The following is a 20,371-nucleotide window of genomic DNA, read 5'->3' as shown; positions in this document are numbered from 1 at the left end:
GCTACATCCTTTCAGGGCTTTTAATCGCAAGGCAGGCTAGGCCATTTGAAATAACAATACCTGCTGCTTTAGCTAACGCCATGCGCGCATTTGCTAAGGGGAGATTGTCTTCAAGCAATATCTTATGCCGGTCATAAAACTTGTGGAATTCACCAGCCAATTCTATAAGATATTGGCATACAGGATAAGGATCAAGAATCTTATAAGCCGTGAATAAAGAAAATGGGAATCTAAAAATCAGGCGAAGAAGTATAGCCTCCTCTTCTTCCTTCAATAAATTCAAATCAACCTTTGAAAACGGTAATTCTTTTATTTTTTTATCCTTTGCTTGCTTAAAAACACCAAAAATCCTTGCGTAAGCATATTGGATATAATATACAGGATTTTCTTTACTTTGACTCTTTGCTAATTCCAAATCAAAATCAAGATGACTGTCTGTGCGCCGAGTCAGGAAGAAGAACTTTGCAACATCCGCACCGACCTCATCCATGACTTCACGCAATGTAATATATTGAGCCTTTCGCGTGGACATTGCCAGAGGCTTACCGCCTCTAAAGATACGTGCTAACTGAACTATGATAATTGACAGACGCTCTCTATCGATTCCCAATGCCTCTACAGCTGCCTTTAGGCGGGAAATATAACCATGGTGATCAGGCCCCCAGATATTTATTACGCGTGAAAATTTGCGCTTGAATTTATCCTGATGATAGGCAATGTCCGGGGTAATGTAGGTTGCGCTAGCATCGCTTTTAATTAATACTCTATCCTTATCGTCGCCAAAACGAGTTGAAGCAAACCAAACAGCAGCATCCTTTTCATAGGAGTAACCTTTATCTTTAAGTAGTTTTAACACCTTGTCGATATTACCTGATTTTCTTAAAGACTTTTGAGAATACCAGACGTCAAACTTTACTCCGAAATCATCCAAATCTTTTTTGATAGTATCAAAAATAAACTTTAAGCCAAAATCAGCGCATTCATCAATATTATACTTAGCTTGCTTTTTCCTTTTTAAGATTTCTCTTGCGATGTCCCTGATATACTCTCCTTCATAACCGCCTTCAGGAAACCTATAAGCCTCATTTCTTAATTCCTGGATTCGAGCCAAGATAGACGCACCCAGGAGATTGATCTGATTGCCTTCATCGTTTAGATAATATTCCTTGGTTGTTTTGAAGTTAAATGCCTCTAATATCCTGCTTAATGATTCGCCTACTGCAGCCTGCCTTCCATGCGCAACGCTTAAAGGTCCTGTGGGATTTGCGCTGACAAATTCAATCTGCACCTTAGCGCCCTTACCTATATCCTGATGATTCAATAAGCCCTTGCGATTTTTAAGGATACCTTCCAGGAATTTATGATAAGTGCCTTGTTTCAAGAAAAAATTTATATAGCCGGGTTTTTCTATTCGGACGCTACTTAAGATTGATTTTTCATCAATCTTTTCCGAAATAACTTCGCGAATAGAATTAGCAATATCAAGAGGAGGCCTCTTAAGTTTACGAGCAAGCTTCATCGCCAGATTGCTGGAAAAATCACCGTGCGCCTTGGCCTTAGGAAGCTCTAGCTCTATATCCTCAAGATTAAAATCTGATAGTTTACCAAGGGCTTGTTCAAGTGATGTTTTTAATAGGCGGGCAACCTCTTTCTTAGTCTTCATTCTAACTATTTAAAAATTAATACGTTCAGCATCAGCCCAGAGACGTTCCAGGCTGTAAAATTCGCGTAGCTCTCTATAAAATATATGCACTACTACATCAAAAAAGTCTAAAACCACCCAAGAAGACTCACGGTCGTCCTGTCGCTTATAGACTTTAATTTTTTTCTTAAACAATTCCTCCTGGAGTGCATCTGCAAGTGCCTTTACCTGCCGATGAGAATCTCCGCTTAAGATTACAAAAAAATCGCAGAAGTCAGCGACATTCTTCATTCCCAAGACAACTGAGTCTTCGCACTTTTCCTCCTGCGCCAGGTGTACAATTAATTTTGCTTTCTCTAGAGCTTCTATTTTAATAACCTCTCTTTCAACGACTTTACCTGTTCATCTTTAAAAGGCCCTATGCCGGATAAATTAATCTTCTCCAAATTGAAAATCTCTCCTGCTACCCTCTTAATATCTTGAGTATTTATTTTACTCACCATATCTTTTATTTGATCTAATGTATCTACTTTATTTAAAGAAATAGTAGCCTCACCCATAAAAAGCATATGATCAGCAACATCCTCCAAGGCAATAGTGAGTTGACCAAGTAAAAAATCCTTAGCCCTTTTTAATTCTGCTACGTTTAAGCTCTTCTTGATTTTTTCAAGTTCTTCTATTATTACATCAACCGCCTCTGCTACCTTTGAATTATCTACACCAGCATGTACGATAAACGCACCTGAATCAGAAAATCGCTTTGCTGTTGTGCCTATAGAATAGGCAAGGCCTCTTTTTTCACGTACCTCCTGAAACAAACGGCTGCTCATGTTAGCGCCCATAATAACATGTAATAGATCTATTGCATGACGATCAGGATGGCTACGGCTGTAAGAACGAAAACCTATAGCTAAATGCGACTGTTCTATTTGCTTGCTAACGAATTTTACCTGAGGTGATGTCTTTTGCTTCCCTGAGGCTAGTGGCTTAATATGATCGGCTTTATCTTTAGCGATAAATATTGTCTCTATCTTCTTGATCAGCTCCTCAATCTTAAAGGCGCCACATACAGAAATAACAATATTAGAAGGTTTGTAAAACTTCCTCTGAAAATCATCAAGTGCACACCTGTCAATTGATGCCACACTTTCAAGTGTGCCTGCTAAATTTTGCCCTAAGGGATGGCTGGGAAAGATAAGAGAATCTAATATCTCCAAAACATGATACTGCGGCAGGTCTTTATACATCTTGATCTCTTCTATGATAACAGTGCGTTCCTTGTTGATCTCAAGATCCTCCAAACGTGGATATAAGACCATATCCGAGAGAATTTCCAAGGCCTGATAAAGATTCTCCTTTAATACCTTAACTAAATAACAGGTGTATTCTTCAGAGGTAAAACCATTTAAGGAGCCGCCCTTACCCTCGATCGTCTCCTTAATACTACGGCAGGTATACTTCTTGGAACCTTTAAATAAAATATGTTCCAGATAGTGCGATATACCTTTATTGAGATCTTGCTCGAACCTGCCACCAACACCAATCCAGATACCTAAAGAAACTGCCTCTCTATCACTTAGATTCTTGACAATAATACGCAGACCGTTAGGCAATCTAACCTTCTTATACATCTAGCCTCCCTAAGAACCCCTCCACTTTATCCAAGATCTGTTTATCTCTAGAATATCGAGAAATTACATCTACTATTGCACTTCCTACAATAACGCCATCAGCGATTTCCTTAATCATTCTAACCTGCTCTCTGGTTCTAATGCCAAAACCAACGCAGATCGGTTTCTTAGTCAACTTTTTTATCTTTTTAATCTGCTTATTTAGCTCATATCCAATCTCTGTCTTTTTTCCAGTAACGCCTGTCCTTGATATATAATAGATAAAACCAGTGGAATTTGAAACAGCACTTCTAATTCGCTTTGTGCTGCTTGTAGGGGCAACAAAAAATATTGTAGCTAAATTAAACCTTCGGCAACACTTTATTAGATTTCTTGCTTCCTCTGGCGGCAAATCAGGCACGATTAATCCATCTATGCCCGAGGCACTAGCAAGCCTTGTGAATCTTTCTTCGCCCACATTTAATATCAGATTATAATAGATCATCAAGATCAATGGTATTTGCGTTCTTTTCCTGAGTTTCTTGGAAAGTGCAAATACATTTTCAATGTTTATACCTTTTTTCAATGTGCGTGTGTCAGCTGCCTGAATAGTAGGCCCGTCTGCCAAGGGATCGCTAAATGGAACTCCTAATTCTATTAAATCAACTCCACATTTTTCCAATGACAAAACTATTTTTTCAGTCATGCCAATAGATGGATCGCCGGCCATAATATAGGCGATCAATGCCTTATGTTTATGTTTCTTCAATGCCTTAAATTTTGATTGAATTCTATTTTTCATATCTTCATTAATTCTGAGACCGTGGTAACGTCTTTATCGCCGCGTCCGGATAGACAAAGAATAACGAGTGAATTCTTCTTAACTCTCCTAGCTAATCTCTTCAAATAATAGATGGCGTGTGCTGGCTCAAGCGCCGGGATAATACCTTCAAGCTGCGAAAGCAACTGGAATCCCTCCAAGGCTGCCCTATCATCCACTGCAACATATCTTGCCCTGTTTATGCGTTGATAATAGGCATGTTCTGGTCCAACCCCAGGATAATCCAGGCCTGCGGCAACTGAATGTGCAATTTTTATCTGGCCGTATTTGTCTTGTAAGACCTTACTTTTAGAGCCATGTAAAACCCCTACCCTTCCACTCAATAAACTGGCAGCATGTTTTCCACTACCTAGACTCCTACCAGCAGCTTCTACTCCGATAAACTTAACTCCTCTATCCTTAAAAAACGGATGAAACAATCCTATTGAATTGCTACCGCCGCCAACACAAGCCACTAAATAATCAGGCAGTCTTTTTTCTAATCTTAATATCTCCTGTCTTGCCTCTTTTCCGATTACACTCTGGAAATCCCGCACTAACAGCGGAAAAGGATGCGGTCCAACAACTGAACCAATAATATAATGTGTGGTATTAACGTTTGCGACCCAATCTCGAATTGCTTCTGAAGTAGCGTCTTTTAATGTTTTTGAACCACTTGATACTGGCCTAACGCGCGCTCCTAGTATCTTCATGCGAAAGACGTTCAATCTTTGACGTATGATATCCTCTTCACCCATATAAACATCACAATCAAAACCAAACATCGCTGCCACGGTTGCCGTAGCCACACCATGCTGACCTGCACCAGTCTCGGCAATAATCCTTGTCTTTTTCATGCGGCGTGCCAGGAGGATCTGACCTAAGGTATTGTTAATCTTGTGCGCTCCTGTATGGACTAAATCCTCTCTCTTAAGATATACCTTCATTTTGCCCAGATAACGGCTGAGATTCTCAGCTAAATAAAGCGGAGACGGCCTTCCCGCGAAATTCTTTAGATAATAGTTAAGCTGGTTTTGAAACTTTTTATCTTTTTTAGCTGATAAATACTCACTTTCCAATTCATCCAAGGCATACATCAATGTCTCGGGAGCGAATTGACCGCCGAATTGCCCAAAATAACCTTTTTTTAGCAATTTCTTTTTCGATTTTGAAGATTTCATATCTTGTCCTTGATTTAAGTCAATTAATAAATTTTACTGGCGTTTGCAAAAATCCTCTAGAGTTCTTTTAATACCCTGCTCTAGCTTTACACGCGGCTTCCAACCTAGCTTTCGCTTTGCCAGGCTGATATCCGGACAGCGCAGTTTAGGATCATCTTTAGGTAAGGCCTTAAAAACGATTCTGCTCTTTGAGTTGCTTAATTTAATAATTATATGCGCCAATTGCAATATCGTTATCTCATGCTGATTGCCGATATTAACTGGTAAACTATAATTTGAAAATAACAATTTTATTAAACCATCAATCAAATCATCAACGTAGCAGAAGGAACGTGTCTGCGTACCTTTTCCGTAGACGGTTATGGGTTTATTGACTAAGGCCTGCGTAATAAAATTTGGCATTGCCCGACCATCATCCTGTCGCATCCTAGGCCCAAAGGTATTAAAGATTCGTACAATACGCACATCCATCTTATGCTGTCTTTTATAGGCCAAGGTTATACTTTCTGCAAATCGCTTGCTTTCATCATAGACGCCGCGCGGACCTACGCTATTTACATTTCCCCAATAGGTTTCCTTCTGAGGATGCTCTAGGGGATCACCATAAATTTCAGAGGTTGATGCCAATAAAAACCTTGCCTTTTTAAGCCTTGCTAATCCTAATGCATTGTGCGTTCCTAAAGAGCCAACCTTAAGGGTCTGAATGGGAAATTTCAGATAATCATCCGGACTTGCGGGAGAGGCAAGATGCAAAACATAATCAACATTTTCTCTGACTTTTATATATTTTGATACGTCATGCTTGAGGAATCTAAATAATTTAGATCGCCTCAGATGCCTAATATTATCTAGCTTACCTGTTATAAGATTATCAATACAGATAACCTTAATGCCTTTTTCAATTAATCGCGTACATAAATGCGAACCCAAGAATCCAGCCCCACCTGTAACTACTGCTACTTTTTTTCTTGAAACCATTTAATTGCCCTCTTTAATCCATCATTAAACTCGACTCCTACCTTAAAGCGCAATAACCTCTGAGCCTGACTTATGTCTGCGCAGGTGCGGGCAACATCACCCGCACGGAGTTCAGTAAATATAGGATTTACCTTTGAATTTAAAATCGTCTTAATTTGCGAAAAGAGTGTATTTACGCTTTGGGTCTTTCCGCAGGCTATATTAAAAACGCAGCCTGAAACACCTTTTCTTTTCATCGCCAGGATATTAGCCTCAACAACATTATCAATGTATGTGAAATCTCGAGACTGTTTTCCTGTGCCATGGATTGGCGGTCTCTCAGCCTTTAGGAGACAGGCAATAAATTTAGGCACAACTACTGCATATTGTGATTCCAATGACTGCCTCGGTCCAAATACATTAAAATAGCGCAAACTTACTGTCTGTAAAGAATAGATCTTAGAAAAAACGCGACAATAATATTCACCCGCTAATTTTGTGGCCGCATAAGGAGAAATCAATAAAGGCAGATCAGTCTCTTTCTGTTTGGGCTTGGAGGATTCTCCGTAGACAGAACTTGAGGAGGCAAAGACAAAACGCTTAACGCCTGCCTCAGCTGAGCGCTTAAGAAGATTAAGTGTTGCTGTCACATTAACCTCATTATAACGAAGTGGATATTTAACTGACTTTGGCACAGAACGTAAGGCTGCCTGATGCAACACATAATCCGTTCGCTTCAAGAGTCTTTTAATAAGTTTATCGTTTCTGATATCTCCTTTTATGAGCTTGATCTTATTAATCGAGGACTTGAGATTTTCAATTCGGCCGGAAGAAAAATCGTCAATAACAACAACCTCATAATTCTCAAAGACAAGCCTATCAACAATATGTGAACCAATAAATCCTGCACCACCTGTAACTAAGACCTTTTTCATAATGTTATTATCCTCTCTCCTTTTTTGCCATTAAATACATTTCGTGTATCAAAAATTAGTTGGGCGTTTTTTCTAATCAGTCCATAATCAATGGATCTATGTGGCGTAACTATAACTACGCAATCCTTATTTTTAATGGAAGACTTATTAAGACTCATAGAACGTAGTGATGTATTATCGATTCTTATACTTTTGACCATAGGATCATGGAAAGAAACCTTGGCCTTTTTCTCCCTAAGCTGTCTGATTATCTCAATTGCCGGCGACTCACGTATATCAGAAACACCTGGTTTATAAGAAACACCTATAATTAAAATCTTTGAGTCTTTAAGTGATTTTGAATATACGTTTAGCCCTTGAGTAATCCTATCCACAACATAAGCTGGCATTGAAGAGTTTATTTCATCTGCCAACTGTATGAAGCGAGACTCAAAACCATGCAACCTTGCTTTCCAAGATAAGTATAAAGGATCTATTGGAAGACAGTGTCCACCCAGGCCCGGTCCAGGCTTGAAAGTCATAAAACCAAACGGCTTAGTGCCAGCTGCCCGGATAACCTCCCAGACATCAACATTAAGGCGACTTGCCATTAGACATATTTCATTAATTAAGGCAATATTCACTGCCCGAAATGTATTCTCAAGTAATTTTACCATCTCCGCAACCTTTGCACTTGAAACCGGAACAACAACACCAATAACCTGTGAATACAACTGCTTGATCATTTTTGTACAGACGGTAGTGACGCCACCAATAACCTTGGGTATATTTGTGGTGGAAAATAACTTATTCGCCGGATCTACCCTCTCAGGAGAAAAACCAAGATAGAAATCCCTGCCGACTTTAAATCCTTTCTTTTCTAAAATAGGTAGAACTATTTCTTCAGTAGTACCAGGGAAGGTTGTGCTTTCTAAAACAATTATCTGCTTACGATGCAGGAAATTAGCTATTTTTTCTGTGGCATCGATAATGAAAGAAATGTCCGGTTCTCTAGTTTTGCTTAAAGGTGTCGGCACGCAAATAATTACTCCATCCTGATTTTTTAACTGTGTAAAATCTGTCGTGGCCTTAAATCTACCCCTATTAACAATTTCAATTATGTCTCTTGAAGACACATCCTGAATATAAGATTTTTTTGAACAAAGTTGAGTAATTTTCTTATTGTCCACATCAATGCCTAGGACTGAGTAACCGCGTTTAGCAAATTCTACTGCCAGAGGCAAACCCACATAACCTAGACCAATAACAGCAAGCTTGAATCGCTTACTAGTTATCTTCTTTATTAAATCTGATTTCATTGTTTTACCTCGCATAGATGCTCTAATTCTTAAGGCGGACTCACCCTGACTTCTTCAACGCCCAACCCCAATATAACGAAAACCGGATCTTTCTAATAGACCTTTATCGAAAATATTCCTTCCATCAATAATCAGAGGATGTTTCATGAGTTTTTTCAATCGCTTGATATCCAAACTTTTGAATTCTGGCCAGTCAGTGATGATAACCAGACAATCTGCCTTGGAGGCTGCATCATATGGATTACGACAGAAGCTTACTCCTTTAACTTCTTTTTTGAACTTAAACATTGCCTTTGGATCATAGGCCTTTATCTTTGCACCTTCGGCCTGAAGTTTGCGAATAATATAGAGCGCCGGCGTAAACCTTATATCGTCTGTACCGGGCTTAAAAGAAAGACCTAAGATGCAGATAGTTTTGCTCTTAATATTCCACAATGCAGATTCTACCTTTTTGATGAAAAATTCTCTCTGTTCTTTATTAATGGCCCTGACCTCTTTTAAAAGCCGGAAATCATAGCCGCAACTTGTCGCTATGCTTATGAACGCATCTAAATCCTTAGGGAAACAAAATCCCCCATAACCCACACCTGCCTCTAGGAAATTGGCACCGATTCTTTTATCGAGCCCCATGCCTTCGGCAACCTTTCCTATATCCGCCCCGGTAAGTTCACAGATTCGAGATATTGCATTAATAAAAGATATCTTTGCCGCCAAAAAAGAATTACAAGCATGTTTAATCAATTCTGCTGACTTTATATCTGTAACTAAAATTGGTGCGTGTAGTGGCCTGTACAAACCTTTCAGGATTTTGAGTGCACGCTTTGATTCAACGCCGATAACAATCCTATCCGGATGCAGAAAATCAGATAAGGCCTGGCCTTCTCTCAAGAATTCAGGGTTTGAAGCAACGTCAAATTTTACGTTCTTACGATGATTTAATCTAATAGTGTGCTCCACCCACATTCCGGTTTTTACAGGCACGGTCGACTTCTCTACGATAAGTCTATAGGAACGCATTGCCCTTGCGATTTGGATAGCAACGTTTTCAATCGCTGTCAAATCAGCTTCGCCATTTTCTTTAGGCGGCGTGCTCACAGCAATAAAGATGCACTCGGATTTTTTTACTGCATCTGGAATACTTGTAGTAAACTTAAGTCTGCCTTCTTTTTTATTACGCTGAATCATTTCCTTTAATCCTGGCTCAAAGATAGGTATAATGCCTTTTTTTAATTTTGCTATTTTAGCTCTATCCTTATCCACACAGATAACCTGATTACCCAAATGGGCGAAACAGGCACCTGTTACCAACCCAACATAACCACTACCGATGACTGCTATATTCATAATTACCCCTTAATAACTTTGTGAGCCTGCCTTGGGCTCATGATAACTAGTATCAAACTCAAAACCAAGCTCTGGAAATGCCTTAATCTTAAACCCGAACCAAATAGATTCACCTTTTTCTCTATCCACACTATAGATAACATCCATCAGCCAACAGTGCAAATCCCGGCTTATCGTATACTGCTGTTCACTAAGCCCGCCACCCGTAAAATCAAGACGTTCATAAACTCTAAACTTCCACTTTGGATTAACGCGATAAGCAACATCAAAAGTAAATTGGTTGTCTTCATCCCTTTGATAACGATGGCCAACGCCTAAAGAGAATTTATCGCCTTTGTCAATATAAAAGTCAGTGCCATTAGTTATTACCTGACCTCTTTTCCTGTCGTAATCTGTGTCAATGTCAAAACGCAGACCTTCTAGGGGCCTAAGTTCCAGATAAGAGCTTAGCGTATCGGAAAAATACCCCCCCAAGCCTTTATCTTCGAAGAAATAAGAAGAGCTTAAAATATGGCTTATTAAATCAATGCTTGTGCTGCCTCGTTTAGTCTGTAATTTATTCTCTAGGGCAATAGCAGCTGAATTTTGCTTACTAATGGAATCAATGCTATCAAAGTTGTGTAAGTGAGAATTACTAACTGTAGGCTGATGGATATAAGAATATTCTACAATGGGGTTAATAATATGGCGCAGCCCATTAATCTCAGCGCCCAAAAATTCTCCCTTTACATCAAAGACCTTGAAAAAACGAGTTGAAATATCAACACCGCTATAGAAGATACCCCGTAATACATCTTTGTTCTCATTTGAATCTTCCGAATAATATGTACTGCGGCTTCCTGCATAAGGAGAGACATACAAAAAGCCTAACTTAGTCGGATAGGTAAAGTTATTAAAGGTGTCGAGTCTATTTACGATATCATCAAAAGCAGCGCCTCCCGGCTCCTCTTTTCTAAGGTTAGAAAATTTATTATCGCTTTTAAAATATAACCTGCTTTCTCCTAATTTGAAATTAACCGTCTCTAAACTTACCTCGGGCAATTTTTCTATAGTAGTCGCGAAATCGTTAATGTGTTTTTCCATCAAAAAATTTAATGAGTAGAGGTCTTGCGCTTCGGTAAACTGCATATACGTAGCAGGATCTGAAACTATCTCATGTTCGCGTTCAAAATAGTCCTTCAAGAATTCTGCGTCTTTAAGCTTATTGTACTGCCACAAAACAGTTCTTCTGGGATCTATCTGCCATTTATGTCTGTATTCAACGCGGAAGCGTTCTTTTTCTTCTGTGTCCCTTGGTTCATTGTAGAGATGCCTTGTCTGTATATTCCTCTCGTGCATATAATAGGTACGCAATAGCCCCTCTCCGAATCCTTCTGATTCATAGTGAAGATCTACTCCGCTTGCAGAGTCCTTTCTTTCTCTATAATCAAGATGTAGCCTTCCGCTGGCATATTTAGTAAGATAAAATCGCCAAGCAGTCAACAAATAAAGACCCCATTCTTTATCCTTACCAGGTATAACCGTTACCCGCGGCCTTCTATCATTCAATACTTGAACATACCTAGGCAATGTAATAATCGGCCAATTGCCAATAAACAAAGAGGCATCCTCAGCTATTATCCTGTCCTCTGGAAAAATCAGTAATCGCTTTGAAACGACTCGCCAATGAGGATGATCTAAATCGCAAGTCGTTATATAGCTGCGGCGCATAATCAATTGCCTGTCACTTATTTTTTTCGAAAATGGGCCCTTAGAATAAAAAGGCGGAGATTCTATGTTTGCATTTATAATTGTCCCGGTATTTTTCTCAAAATTATAAACTATTTTGTCTCCTTCTAAGATTCCTTTTTCATATTCTAATCTTACATTTCCTTGGGCAATCACATCGTTCTTCTCTAAATAAACAACAACCTTATCGGCAACTAAATTTGTGCCTTTATAATTAATAACAACATTGCCCTCTGCTATAATCTTTTTCTCATCATTAAAAAACTCTACGTGCTCCCCATCAACTACTATGGGAATTTTCGCTTCCTGGGAAAAACTGTAGGAAGGAAGAATTATGAATAAAAAAAATAAAATAAAAAATGTATATCTTTGCATAAAAATGCTGCTAACTTCCAGCTAATTCTGTTTCTACAAGAACGCTCGCTCCAATAGAGCCAGCGTTTACTCCTAAGCTCGCCCTTACAATCTTTACTACTTCGCTATGAGGCCGCATCGCCCTTTCTTTAACCGTCTGGCGCACTTTGCTAAAAAGAATATCTCCTGCATTAGCCAAGCCACCGCCGATAACAATAAGCTCAGGGTTGAAAACATTTATTAAACCGCTCAGAGCTATACCCAACTTTTGCGCCATATCCTTCCAGATAAGAAGCGCTTTCCTGTTTCCGCCTCTTGCTAGCTTAGATAATTGCTCAAGGCTTATTGACTTTCCAAATATCCGCCTTGCCTGGGCTAAGATTATCTTATTTCCGATAAAACGCTCAAGGCAACCTCTGCCGCCACAATTACAGACAGGCCCTTTTAGACTAATGGGAATATGGCCAATCTCTCCGGCAACAGATGCACTTCCACGAAAAACTGAACTGTTTGTAATTAGGGCCCCACCCACACCTGTACCCAAGGTAAGACATATACAATTTCGCGCATTTTTAGCTGCGCCAAATTTAAGTTCTGCTAAGGCCATTAGATTGACATCATTATCTACGAAAACAGGGAATTTTAATCTGGCCTCTAACATCTTCTTCAAAGCCACATTCTTCCAGCCGGGAATATTAGGAAAATAATAAACCAAGCCTCTTTGTTTATCTACAGGACCAGGAACGCCTATGCCTATGCCTAAAATATCAGAATACTTAAGGCGAGAGTTGGCGATAATATCCTTGATTGCCTCAACTAGCTTATTGAATAGCAGTCTCTTGGTGGGGAAATTTTTGGTTGAAAATTTGCAAAGGCGGATAATCTGTTTCGATCGTCTTCGCAAAAGCGCCAATTTTACATTAGTGCCACCCAGATCAATAGTTATGATATATTTTGTAGAAGCCATTTAGAAATTAATTGTAACTTAAAAACTGCTTAATTGCAACCATTTTAGAGTCAGTTCACTTAAAAATGCCATAAACACAGACGCGATTCCGGCCTGTCTGCTTTGCACGATACAACGACCAATCTGAACGATCAATAAGTTCCTCAGCCACTCTACCATCTTCAGGAAACGTAGCCACACCCAGACTTACGGTAACTCTAATTGCCTCATCATAGGCCTTAATTGTTATAGCTTCTATAGCAGAGCGAATTCGTTCAGCGCTAAATTTAGCGCCTTCCTTATCTGTCTCTGGCAGGATTATTGCAAATTCCTCACCGCCAAATCTTCCCACAAAATCAACCTGGCGGATATTCTTCTTAATCTCATCAGCAATGTTAACCAAGACTATATCACCTACGAGATGACCGAATTTGTCATTACATTTCTTAAAATTGTCTACGTCTAACATCAAGAACGAAAGCTTAAGTGAGAATTTCAAACAACGTCTATACTCTTCCATAAATCTTTCCATTAGATATCTTCTACTCAATGTCTGCGTCAGGCCGTCCGTTATAGCAAGCTCTTGTAACCTACGGTATAATCCTATCCTTTTAAGAACGAGGGCGAACTGACCAGCGACAATGTGCAAATGTTCAATTGATAAATCTTTTATGTTCAAATTCTTTATAGCCAAATATGAGGTAATCTTGCCTTCGACTAAAAGAGGCAAATGATAATATATTGATTCATCTGGCTTTTCTTCCTTCTTAGCTTTTACTAAAAAACAATCATCAAAATCTATGAATTGTTTAAGTTTAATCTTTAAAAGCGTAAGGGCCTCATCCTCTTCTAGAGTCTGAGATACATCTCTGGTAGTTTCATAAAGGAGGGTTATACCTGTAACCTGGGCATTTAACTTTTCTAAATCTTGGCTTAAGGTCTTAAGCTGCCGCTTGTAATCGGCATGCTTTTCTTTATAGAATTTATGCCTTGATAGATTCTTCAGATTCCTTTCTCGCATAGACTGCAGGCCAATATATAGTAGAATTGCCGATAGACTATAACTAAGAATTATATAGATTACTTCTCTAGAAAACATACCTTATCGCGTCCTGTCTTTTTGGCCTCATATAATAATGCATCGACCTTTCTCATCAAATCCTGTAATTCATAACCGTCCTTTGGACAGCTTACAACACCCAAGGATACTGAAATCCCTATCTTCTGCCTTCTTAAGGTTATCCTTTTGGACTTAATTTTACGTCTTAAATCTTCCGCTACCCGAATTGCCTCCTTCTTTTCAGCGCCGACCAAGAGCATAACAAACTCTTCCCCTCCGAATCTACAGACAATGTTGCCTACGCTGCCTGCAATATCGACTAGCATCTTACTTACTATCTTTAAAATAATGTCGCCGGCAATATGTCCAAATTTGTCATTAAAATCCTTAAATCTATCAATGTCAAGCATCAGCAATGAAAGCGGGATCTTTTTACTACTTGCTCGATGTAATTCTTCCTCCAGGCGTTCCATAAAATATCCCTTTAGATACAAAGAGGTAAGTCCATCGCGGATGGCAAAATCTAGAGTGCGCTTATACAAAAAAGCATTGTCAATAGCAGCAGCAGCTAAATCGGATAGTGTTGACAAAAGCCTTAAATCTTCCTGGTTAAACTCAGTAATATTGCGAGAGTCAACCCTTAGAACACCGATCAGTTTATTATATGTAATTAAAGGAGCGGCAACTAGGGAATGAACATTGCGTAACTCTTCTTTATCTATTTTTTCGACATCAAAGCGAAAATCCTTATTCACGTCTTCGACTATAAGCGGCTGCATCTTCTTTAAGACCCAGTGATCAAATATGTCTCCTTTTTTAGATTTAATTGCGAGGTGCTCTTTAGATTTACTTAAAAAACAATTTAACTCATATGTCTCTGGATTTACTAAATAAAGAATACAGGATGAAAACTCTGGAATAATCCGCATTGTTTCTTCAAGGACAATATTTGCAGTCTCATCTAAAGACACTACTGTAGTTAATCTATTGGTGTAGTCCTTTAACTGAGAATACCGCTTCAATCTTGTTGTAAAAGAGGTTACCAACTTCTTTCGATTGCTTATGCTATCTTGTAGTGTATTAATCTCTTCAACAATGCTATCGCAGCTTAGATGGCAAGTACGTTCTTTTCTGTCAGTGCTTATTTTGGAAATTAAAATGCTAATAACCAAAAAAAGATAAGGATAGGTAAATATTAGACGGAGACGAAACCCTCCTGTCTCCAGAGAATAAACTAGTGGTAGGAAGAGAAAGATAAGCAGGAAAAACAGGGATAATCCTAGACTACTAAATAATGATCGCTTCAGTATTCTTATCAAAGAAATGTACCTTGCTCATATCAAAAACCAAATCCATGTCTTCATTTAGAGGAGGCCTATCGTGTGCACCAACTTTGGCAATAAAGTAATTACGAGGTGTTCTTAGATAAAGGTGTACCTCTGAGCCCATTGGCTCAACTACCTCACAGGTGGCCTTAACGATATTTTCCGGTGGCGCCTCTGAGACAAAGAGCTTATCGTATATATCTTCGCTTCTAATACCAAAGATGACTTCTTTACCCACATAGGACTTTAGTTTTTCATTCATCTCTTCAACGAGCTTAACCTTAATCTGGCCCTCATCAAAATAAAGGCGGCCGTCGTTCTTTCTAATCGAACCATTTAAAAAATTCATTGGCGGTGTGCCCATAAATCCAGCCACGAATTTATTTACCGGCCTATCATATATAGAAATAGGATCACCAAATTGCTGAATTTCACCACCTTGCAATATAGCAATTTTCTGACCCAAAGTCATTGCTTCAATCTGATCATGAGTTACATAAATCATAGTCGTCTGCAATCTTATATGCAGTTTATGAATCTCGGTGCGCATTTGAACCCGCAGTTTTGCATCCAGATTGCTTAAAGGTTCATCAAACAAAAATACATCTGGTTTACGTACAATTGCTCTACCTAAGGCGACTCTTTGCCTTTCGCCACCAGAAAGTTCACGCGGATACCTCCCTAAGTACTTAGCGATATTGAGAATCTGGGCTGCTTCATTCACTCTTTCTTTTATTTCTTCACGTGGATAACGACGCAGGCGTAAACCAAACGACATATTTTCAAAAACGTTCATATGCGGATAGAGGGCATAATTCTGAAAAACCATAGCAATATTTCTATCTTTTGCCGGAACGTTATTAACGCACCTGTCAGAAATAAGAATATCGCCGCTTGTGACCTCCTCAAGACCGGCAATCATCCTTAACGTCGTTGATTTGCCACATCCGGAAGGCCCAACTAATACAATGAATTCTTTATCTTTAATATCTAGACTGATGCCTTTTACTGCCTTGACATTACCCGGATAAACCTTAATAATCCCTTTTAAACTTACCTGTGCCATAATACCCCTTCCTCTGTTAACCTAAATACTCAATTATTTCAGATACAACATTTTTCAAATTTTTTCGCTCTACAATCATATCGATAAGTCCATGCTTCAACAAAAATTCACTACGTTGAAAATCAACAGGTAATTTCTGGCCTATAGTCTGTTCAATAACCCTAGGACCGGTAAAACCAATTAAGGCCTTTGGTTCAGCAATAATAACATCTCCTAAAGCAGCAAAAGAAGCCATAACCCCAGCCATGGTCGGATTTGTTAAAATGGATATAAAAAGTAAGTGCTTCTCTTGATGACGAGAAAGCGCTGCAGAGGTCTTTGCCATCTGCATTAGTGAAAACATGCCCTCATACATCCTTGCCCCGCCTCCGGAACCAGAAACTATAATTAACGGCAATTTCTCCTTTGTTGCTTTTTCAGTAATGCGCGTAATCTTCTCCCCCACAACAGAACCCATAGAACCCATTATAAAACGTGAGTCAGTTACGGCAATTGCACATTTTTTATTTTGCGTCTTTCCCATACCTGTTATTACTGCCTCTTTTAAACCTGTTGCTTTTTGATCTGCCTTTAATTTATCCTTGTAAGTCTTAGGCCCTTTAAACTGTAGTGGATCGACAGAAGAAATGTTACTATAAAGCTCTTTGAATGTCCCTCTATCAATAAGTTGGTGAATTCGCTCCTGGCTATTAAGAGTAAAATGATAATTGCATTTATTGCAAACCTTTAAATTCTCCTGCAGCTGCTTATTGTAAAGGACGCTAGAGCAGTCCTCACATTTTGCCCAGATGCCATCAGGCATCTTCTTCCTCTTAACATGAACTATTGTATATTTAGATTTGCCGAAAATTGCCATAGCTTGCTTCGTTCATACCAGAGAAGTTGCGAAGATAAACATCATCCATCCTCTCTGGAGTTAGAATTTATGAATCAACAGACCGCTCAAAAGCTTGGGGTAAAAATACGTGGACTTGGGCGGCATCCTCTCGTTATTTAAGGCAATCGTCTTAATTTGCTCTAACTTAGTCGGCCATAAGAAAAAACAGGCCGCAAATGTTCCCTTGTTGACTGCGGCAATAGCCTCTTCTTCGTCCTTGATAAAAACCAAATCAGCAGAGTTAAAAGAAAAAAGCCTTTTAAAAATCAACTTATTCAATAATACCACATCCAAGCGATTATAATCCTTGGAGTCTCCTTCCAGAAGTCTATCAATAATATATTCGCTTTTCAAACGCAATAAATAAAAATAGCCTTTTACATAGAGTCCGAAGGCATGTTCATAACGCGCTGCCTTTGCCAGAAGGAATCTAAGCTGGAATTGATCCTTAATCTTTTCAATTTTAAAAAATTCATCCAATCTTTCCAGAAAATTACTCGGTATCTTCTTTAAAAGCCTGTGGATGGATAAAACTGTAAGTCCGCGAGAATTTATATCTGAAAAATAGGTCATAATATAATTGAATGCTGCGGTCTTAAACTTTCGCCGATTGCCCTTAGGTCGCAACATCGCATTCCTGAAATCACAGGCAACCTCATAACGATGATGACCATCAGCAATAACAATGCTTTTACCCTGTATATAATCTTGTAGACGCTTAATTAATTTTGGTTCTCTCAATGGCCAAATTTTATGAACGTCACCTTCTTTATCGCGAAGTGCAAGCATTGGCTTTTGTCTCATAAGGTAATTTTCAAATATCATGTTAATGCGTCGTTCATCATCGGAAAATAAGGTAAATATGGGACTTAGATTTGCCCGAACTGACCTCAACAAGGCATAACGGTCGTCCTTTGGTTCCTTACGGGTTGACTCATGCGGGTAAACAGTACTCTGTTTTTGATCCCTAAGCCGCATCAATGAAATAAAACCCAATCTGCTTTTTCGCTCACCCTTAAAAGTGAATTCCTGTAAATAGAAATATATGGCATCTTTGGTATCGCTAATTAAGATATCTTCTTTTAACCATCTTGCAAATGTCTGCTTTGCATTGGCGTATCTATTAAGTACTCTTTTATTTTTTTTGCGCACATTTTTAGCCAGAAGTAGCTTCACGAAATTAAAATTATTCATTTTGTAAAGCTCAGTTAGTTCTTTTTCCGAGATAACATCATAGGGCGGACAAGCTACATCGGAAAGATTCTTAATCTTCTTCTGGTTATAGATGAATCCTTTAAATGCTTTTATATCGGTCATAAGATATCCTGCGGTAGTAAAAATAAGCGCCTAGGCTAGCTCCGATTAAATCGAATATAGCGTCAGGGAGACTAGCGCTTCTTGCGACAACGAAGATCTGATGAATCTCATCGCTTATTGCGTACAAAAAAGAAAAGATAACTGAAAAAGCAAACGCATCTTCAATCTTGAATTTAGGTTTAAAGTTAGAAAATGCACGCATAAACAAAAAGCCAAGGATTGAATATTCTAGTGTGTGCAATATTTTATCAAGAAAAGGAAATTCTATTAAAGAACCAGTATCGCTAAGTGATGACAGATAAAATATAAAAGCAGCATATGCTAAAACCGGAAGCCAGAGCGCTACTTGAGATCTTAAAGAAGAATAGCCTCTTGCATCGGAAAACGTCTCATCCTTTAGTGTAGAGATGGCAAATTTAGTATTTTGTTTTTTCAAAAATATTCTAAGTCCCTGGCCAATATTATTTTTTATAATTTGGGCAATTATTCCGACCATGGCTGCATCTATTACAGTCTTCTTTAGCACCAGTAGGGGCATTATTCTTTTCCTGAGGCGGACTCTTCTTTTTATAATCAGTGGCGTAAAACCCGCTTCCTTTAAAGATAATACCAGCCCCAGCTGAAATCAGGCGCCTGGCACTTAATTTTTTGCACTTAGGACATTTCTTTACCGGTGCATCAGACATTGCCTGAAACAACTCAAATTCATGTTTGCAATTTTTACATCTATATTCGTATGTCGGCATTACTCGAATACCCTCTTAATCTTTTCAGTAAAAGAAGAATCTTCACTCGTTATCTTAGCGTACTCCTCTAGCAATTTGCGTTGTTGTCTGTTTAAATTAGTGGGGATAGTAACGTTAACAACAACTAGTTCGTCTCCTTGACATAGTCCGCGTAAATCCTTAATACCTTTACCGCGAAGCCTAAATACCTTTCCGGTCTGAGTTCCGGGAGGAATCTTCATTGTTACTTTACCATTTAGAGTCGGGACTACTACTGAAGAACCCAAGATCAATTTAATAAAGCTAATATCAAGTTTGAAAATAATGTGGTTTTCTTGACGCTTAAATATCGAATGAGACTTTACATAAACAGTTATATACAAATCACCTCTGCCGCCGGTTGCAGCATCTCCCTCGCCACTTAGTCGTAACCTATTGCCTGTATCCACCCCTGCCGGAATCTTTACCTCGATTCTCTTAGTTTTACTGATATAGCCTCCTCCGCTACAGATTGAACAGGGATTGGTTATAATAGTGCCTGCTCCTTGACAGTGGCCGCATGTAGTTGCTATGCTAAAAAAGCCGCTTGAGCGTGCAATTTGACCTGCACCCTTACAGTTTGGACACGTCTTTCTCTTCGTGCCTGGTTTTATTCCCTGGCCCTTACAATCCTTACACAGCTCAAGACGCGGCACACTTATTACCTTCTGAGTGTCAGAAGCTGCCTCCTCCAGGCTGATCTCCAATTCATAATGTAAATCACTTCCGCGCCTACGCCCGCTACCTCTTGTTCTCCTGCGGCCTGAGCTGCCAAAGATATCAAATCCACCAAATAATTCCTCAAAGATAGAACTGCCGCCGCCAGAGCCAAAATCTCCAAAGTCTTTGAAGATAGAACCAAAATCTGCACCGCGGAATATATCTTCAGTACTATATCTCTGGTCTATTCCTGCATGTCCATACTGGTCATAGAGAGAGCGTTTACTGGAATCAGAAAGAACAGCATAGGCCTCTGAAATCTCCTTGAACTTTTCCTCTGCCTGCTTTTTCTCTGAATCAACTACTCTGTCTGGATGATACTTCATAGCCAGATTCCGATATGATTTTTTAATCTCATCGGTTGTGGCATTACGACTAACGCCCAAAATTGCATAATAATCGCCTTGTGTGGTCATCATCCCTCGCT

Annotated in this window: 19 protein-coding genes; all 19 read right to left on the bottom strand. The window is 39.1% G+C overall.

Going from position 1 to position 20,371, the window contains the following annotated elements; all coding sequences use genetic code 11:
- Position 1: 1 nt before the first annotated feature.
- On the bottom strand, positions 2 to 1,663 hold the full coding sequence (locus KJ593_03570; GenBank protein MBU2540962.1) for an arginine--tRNA ligase: 1,662 nt from the start codon (positions 1,661 to 1,663) through the stop codon (positions 2 to 4).
- A 9-nt stretch (positions 1,664 to 1,672) separates the two neighbouring features.
- Positions 1,673 to 2,017, bottom strand: a complete 345-nt coding sequence (gene rsfS, locus KJ593_03565) for a ribosome silencing factor (GenBank protein MBU2540961.1) — start codon at positions 2,015 to 2,017, stop codon at positions 1,673 to 1,675.
- A complete protein-coding gene (locus KJ593_03560) occupies positions 2,008 to 3,273 on the bottom strand; it encodes an insulinase family protein (GenBank protein MBU2540960.1) in 1,266 nt (421 codons plus the stop codon). The genes rsfS and KJ593_03560 overlap by 10 nt, the downstream gene beginning before the upstream one ends.
- Positions 3,266 to 4,054 (bottom strand): tryptophan synthase subunit alpha, encoded by a 789-nt coding sequence (gene trpA, locus KJ593_03555; protein ID MBU2540959.1) that lies wholly within the window; start codon positions 4,052 to 4,054, stop codon positions 3,266 to 3,268. Before trpA ends, KJ593_03560 begins: the two co-directional genes overlap by 8 nt.
- Positions 4,051 to 5,253 carry a tryptophan synthase subunit beta gene (gene trpB / locus KJ593_03550; GenBank protein ID MBU2540958.1) on the bottom strand — a complete coding sequence of 401 codons (1,203 nt, stop codon included), beginning with the start codon at positions 5,251 to 5,253 and terminating at the stop codon, positions 4,051 to 4,053. Before trpB ends, trpA begins: the two co-directional genes overlap by 4 nt.
- 33 nt (positions 5,254 to 5,286) lie before the next feature.
- A complete protein-coding gene (locus KJ593_03545; protein MBU2540957.1) occupies positions 5,287 to 6,231 on the bottom strand; it encodes an SDR family oxidoreductase in 945 nt (314 codons plus the stop codon).
- Positions 6,210 to 7,145, bottom strand: a complete 936-nt coding sequence (locus KJ593_03540) for an SDR family NAD(P)-dependent oxidoreductase (GenBank protein MBU2540956.1) — start codon at positions 7,143 to 7,145, stop codon at positions 6,210 to 6,212. Before KJ593_03540 ends, KJ593_03545 begins: the two co-directional genes overlap by 22 nt.
- Positions 7,142 to 8,443, bottom strand: coding sequence for a nucleotide sugar dehydrogenase (locus KJ593_03535; protein MBU2540955.1), 1,302 nt, complete (start codon positions 8,441 to 8,443; stop codon positions 7,142 to 7,144). Before KJ593_03535 ends, KJ593_03540 begins: the two co-directional genes overlap by 4 nt.
- Before the next feature lie 54 nt (positions 8,444 to 8,497).
- A complete protein-coding gene (locus KJ593_03530) occupies positions 8,498 to 9,787 on the bottom strand; it encodes a UDP-glucose/GDP-mannose dehydrogenase family protein (GenBank protein ID MBU2540954.1) in 1,290 nt (429 codons plus the stop codon).
- A gap of 9 nt (positions 9,788 to 9,796) precedes the next feature.
- The gene (locus tag KJ593_03525) at positions 9,797 to 11,890 is read right to left on the bottom strand and encodes a hypothetical protein (protein ID MBU2540953.1); all 2,094 of its coding nucleotides are present in this window, start codon (positions 11,888 to 11,890) and stop codon (positions 9,797 to 9,799) included.
- A gap of 10 nt (positions 11,891 to 11,900) precedes the next feature.
- On the bottom strand, positions 11,901 to 12,836 hold the full coding sequence (locus KJ593_03520; protein ID MBU2540952.1) for an ROK family protein: 936 nt from the start codon (positions 12,834 to 12,836) through the stop codon (positions 11,901 to 11,903).
- Between the two features lie 55 nt (positions 12,837 to 12,891).
- Entirely contained in the window at positions 12,892 to 13,914 is a 1,023-nt protein-coding gene (locus KJ593_03515; GenBank protein ID MBU2540951.1) for a GGDEF domain-containing protein, read from the bottom strand.
- The gene (locus KJ593_03510; protein ID MBU2540950.1) at positions 13,896 to 15,047 is read right to left on the bottom strand and encodes a sensor domain-containing diguanylate cyclase; all 1,152 of its coding nucleotides are present in this window, start codon (positions 15,045 to 15,047) and stop codon (positions 13,896 to 13,898) included. The genes KJ593_03515 and KJ593_03510 overlap by 19 nt, the downstream gene beginning before the upstream one ends.
- 115 nt (positions 15,048 to 15,162) lie before the next feature.
- Positions 15,163 to 16,266: a sn-glycerol-3-phosphate ABC transporter ATP-binding protein UgpC gene (gene ugpC, locus KJ593_03505; protein ID MBU2540949.1), complete on the bottom strand. Its 1,104-nt coding sequence runs from the start codon at positions 16,264 to 16,266 to the stop codon at positions 15,163 to 15,165.
- Positions 16,267 to 16,282: 16 nt separating this feature from the next.
- Entirely contained in the window at positions 16,283 to 17,122 is an 840-nt protein-coding gene (gene accD / locus KJ593_03500) for an acetyl-CoA carboxylase, carboxyltransferase subunit beta (GenBank protein ID MBU2540948.1), read from the bottom strand.
- Between the two features lie 60 nt (positions 17,123 to 17,182).
- On the bottom strand, positions 17,183 to 18,460 hold the full coding sequence (locus KJ593_03495; GenBank protein MBU2540947.1) for a DUF1015 domain-containing protein: 1,278 nt from the start codon (positions 18,458 to 18,460) through the stop codon (positions 17,183 to 17,185).
- On the bottom strand, positions 18,438 to 18,986 hold the full coding sequence (locus KJ593_03490) for a VanZ family protein (protein MBU2540946.1): 549 nt from the start codon (positions 18,984 to 18,986) through the stop codon (positions 18,438 to 18,440). The genes KJ593_03495 and KJ593_03490 overlap by 23 nt, the downstream gene beginning before the upstream one ends.
- On the bottom strand, positions 18,922 to 19,206 hold the full coding sequence (locus tag KJ593_03485; protein ID MBU2540945.1) for a zinc ribbon domain-containing protein: 285 nt from the start codon (positions 19,204 to 19,206) through the stop codon (positions 18,922 to 18,924). The genes KJ593_03490 and KJ593_03485 overlap by 65 nt, the downstream gene beginning before the upstream one ends.
- Positions 19,206 to 20,363, bottom strand: a complete 1,158-nt coding sequence (gene dnaJ, locus KJ593_03480; protein MBU2540944.1) for a molecular chaperone DnaJ — start codon at positions 20,361 to 20,363, stop codon at positions 19,206 to 19,208. Before dnaJ ends, KJ593_03485 begins: the two co-directional genes overlap by 1 nt.
- Positions 20,364 to 20,371 lie beyond the last annotated feature (8 nt).

This window comes from Candidatus Omnitrophota bacterium, assembly GCA_018830005.1.
Taxonomy (GTDB): domain Bacteria; phylum Omnitrophota; class Gorgyraeia; order JAHJTE01; family JAHJTE01; genus JAHJTE01.
The sequence above is the reverse complement of the archived record's forward strand: the minus strand, read 5'-3'. Positions and strand labels throughout refer to the sequence as shown.

What these genes read in the sequence shown, in the direction of transcription:
- KJ593_03570 (MBU2540962.1), bottom strand. Translation starts at nt 1,663, where the DNA reads ATGAAGACTAAGAAAGAGGTTGCCCGCCTATTAAAAACATCACTTGAA.
- KJ593_03560 (MBU2540960.1), bottom strand. Translation starts at nt 3,273, where the DNA reads ATGTATAAGAAGGTTAGATTGCCTAACGGTCTGCGTATTATTGTCAAG.
- trpA (MBU2540959.1), bottom strand. Translation starts at nt 4,054, where the DNA reads ATGAAAAATAGAATTCAATCAAAATTTAAGGCATTGAAGAAACATAAA.
- trpB (MBU2540958.1), bottom strand. Translation starts at nt 5,253, where the DNA reads ATGAAATCTTCAAAATCGAAAAAGAAATTGCTAAAAAAAGGTTATTTT.
- KJ593_03545 (MBU2540957.1), bottom strand. Translation starts at nt 6,231, where the DNA reads ATGGTTTCAAGAAAAAAAGTAGCAGTAGTTACAGGTGGGGCTGGATTC.
- KJ593_03540 (MBU2540956.1), bottom strand. Translation starts at nt 7,145, where the DNA reads ATGAAAAAGGTCTTAGTTACAGGTGGTGCAGGATTTATTGGTTCACAT.
- KJ593_03535 (MBU2540955.1), bottom strand. Translation starts at nt 8,443, where the DNA reads ATGAAATCAGATTTAATAAAGAAGATAACTAGTAAGCGATTCAAGCTT.
- KJ593_03530 (MBU2540954.1), bottom strand. Translation starts at nt 9,787, where the DNA reads ATGAATATAGCAGTCATCGGTAGTGGTTATGTTGGGTTGGTAACAGGT.
- KJ593_03525 (MBU2540953.1), bottom strand. Translation starts at nt 11,890, where the DNA reads ATGCAAAGATATACATTTTTTATTTTATTTTTTTTATTCATAATTCTT.
- KJ593_03520 (MBU2540952.1), bottom strand. Translation starts at nt 12,836, where the DNA reads ATGGCTTCTACAAAATATATCATAACTATTGATCTGGGTGGCACTAAT.
- KJ593_03515 (MBU2540951.1), bottom strand. Translation starts at nt 13,914, where the DNA reads ATGTTTTCTAGAGAAGTAATCTATATAATTCTTAGTTATAGTCTATCG.
- ugpC (MBU2540949.1), bottom strand. Translation starts at nt 16,266, where the DNA reads ATGGCACAGGTAAGTTTAAAAGGGATTATTAAGGTTTATCCGGGTAAT.
- accD (MBU2540948.1), bottom strand. Translation starts at nt 17,122, where the DNA reads ATGGCAATTTTCGGCAAATCTAAATATACAATAGTTCATGTTAAGAGG.
- KJ593_03495 (MBU2540947.1), bottom strand. Translation starts at nt 18,460, where the DNA reads ATGACCGATATAAAAGCATTTAAAGGATTCATCTATAACCAGAAGAAG.
- KJ593_03485 (MBU2540945.1), bottom strand. Translation starts at nt 19,206, where the DNA reads ATGCCGACATACGAATATAGATGTAAAAATTGCAAACATGAATTTGAG.
- dnaJ (MBU2540944.1), bottom strand. Translation starts at nt 20,363, where the DNA reads ATGATGACCACACAAGGCGATTATTATGCAATTTTGGGCGTTAGTCGT.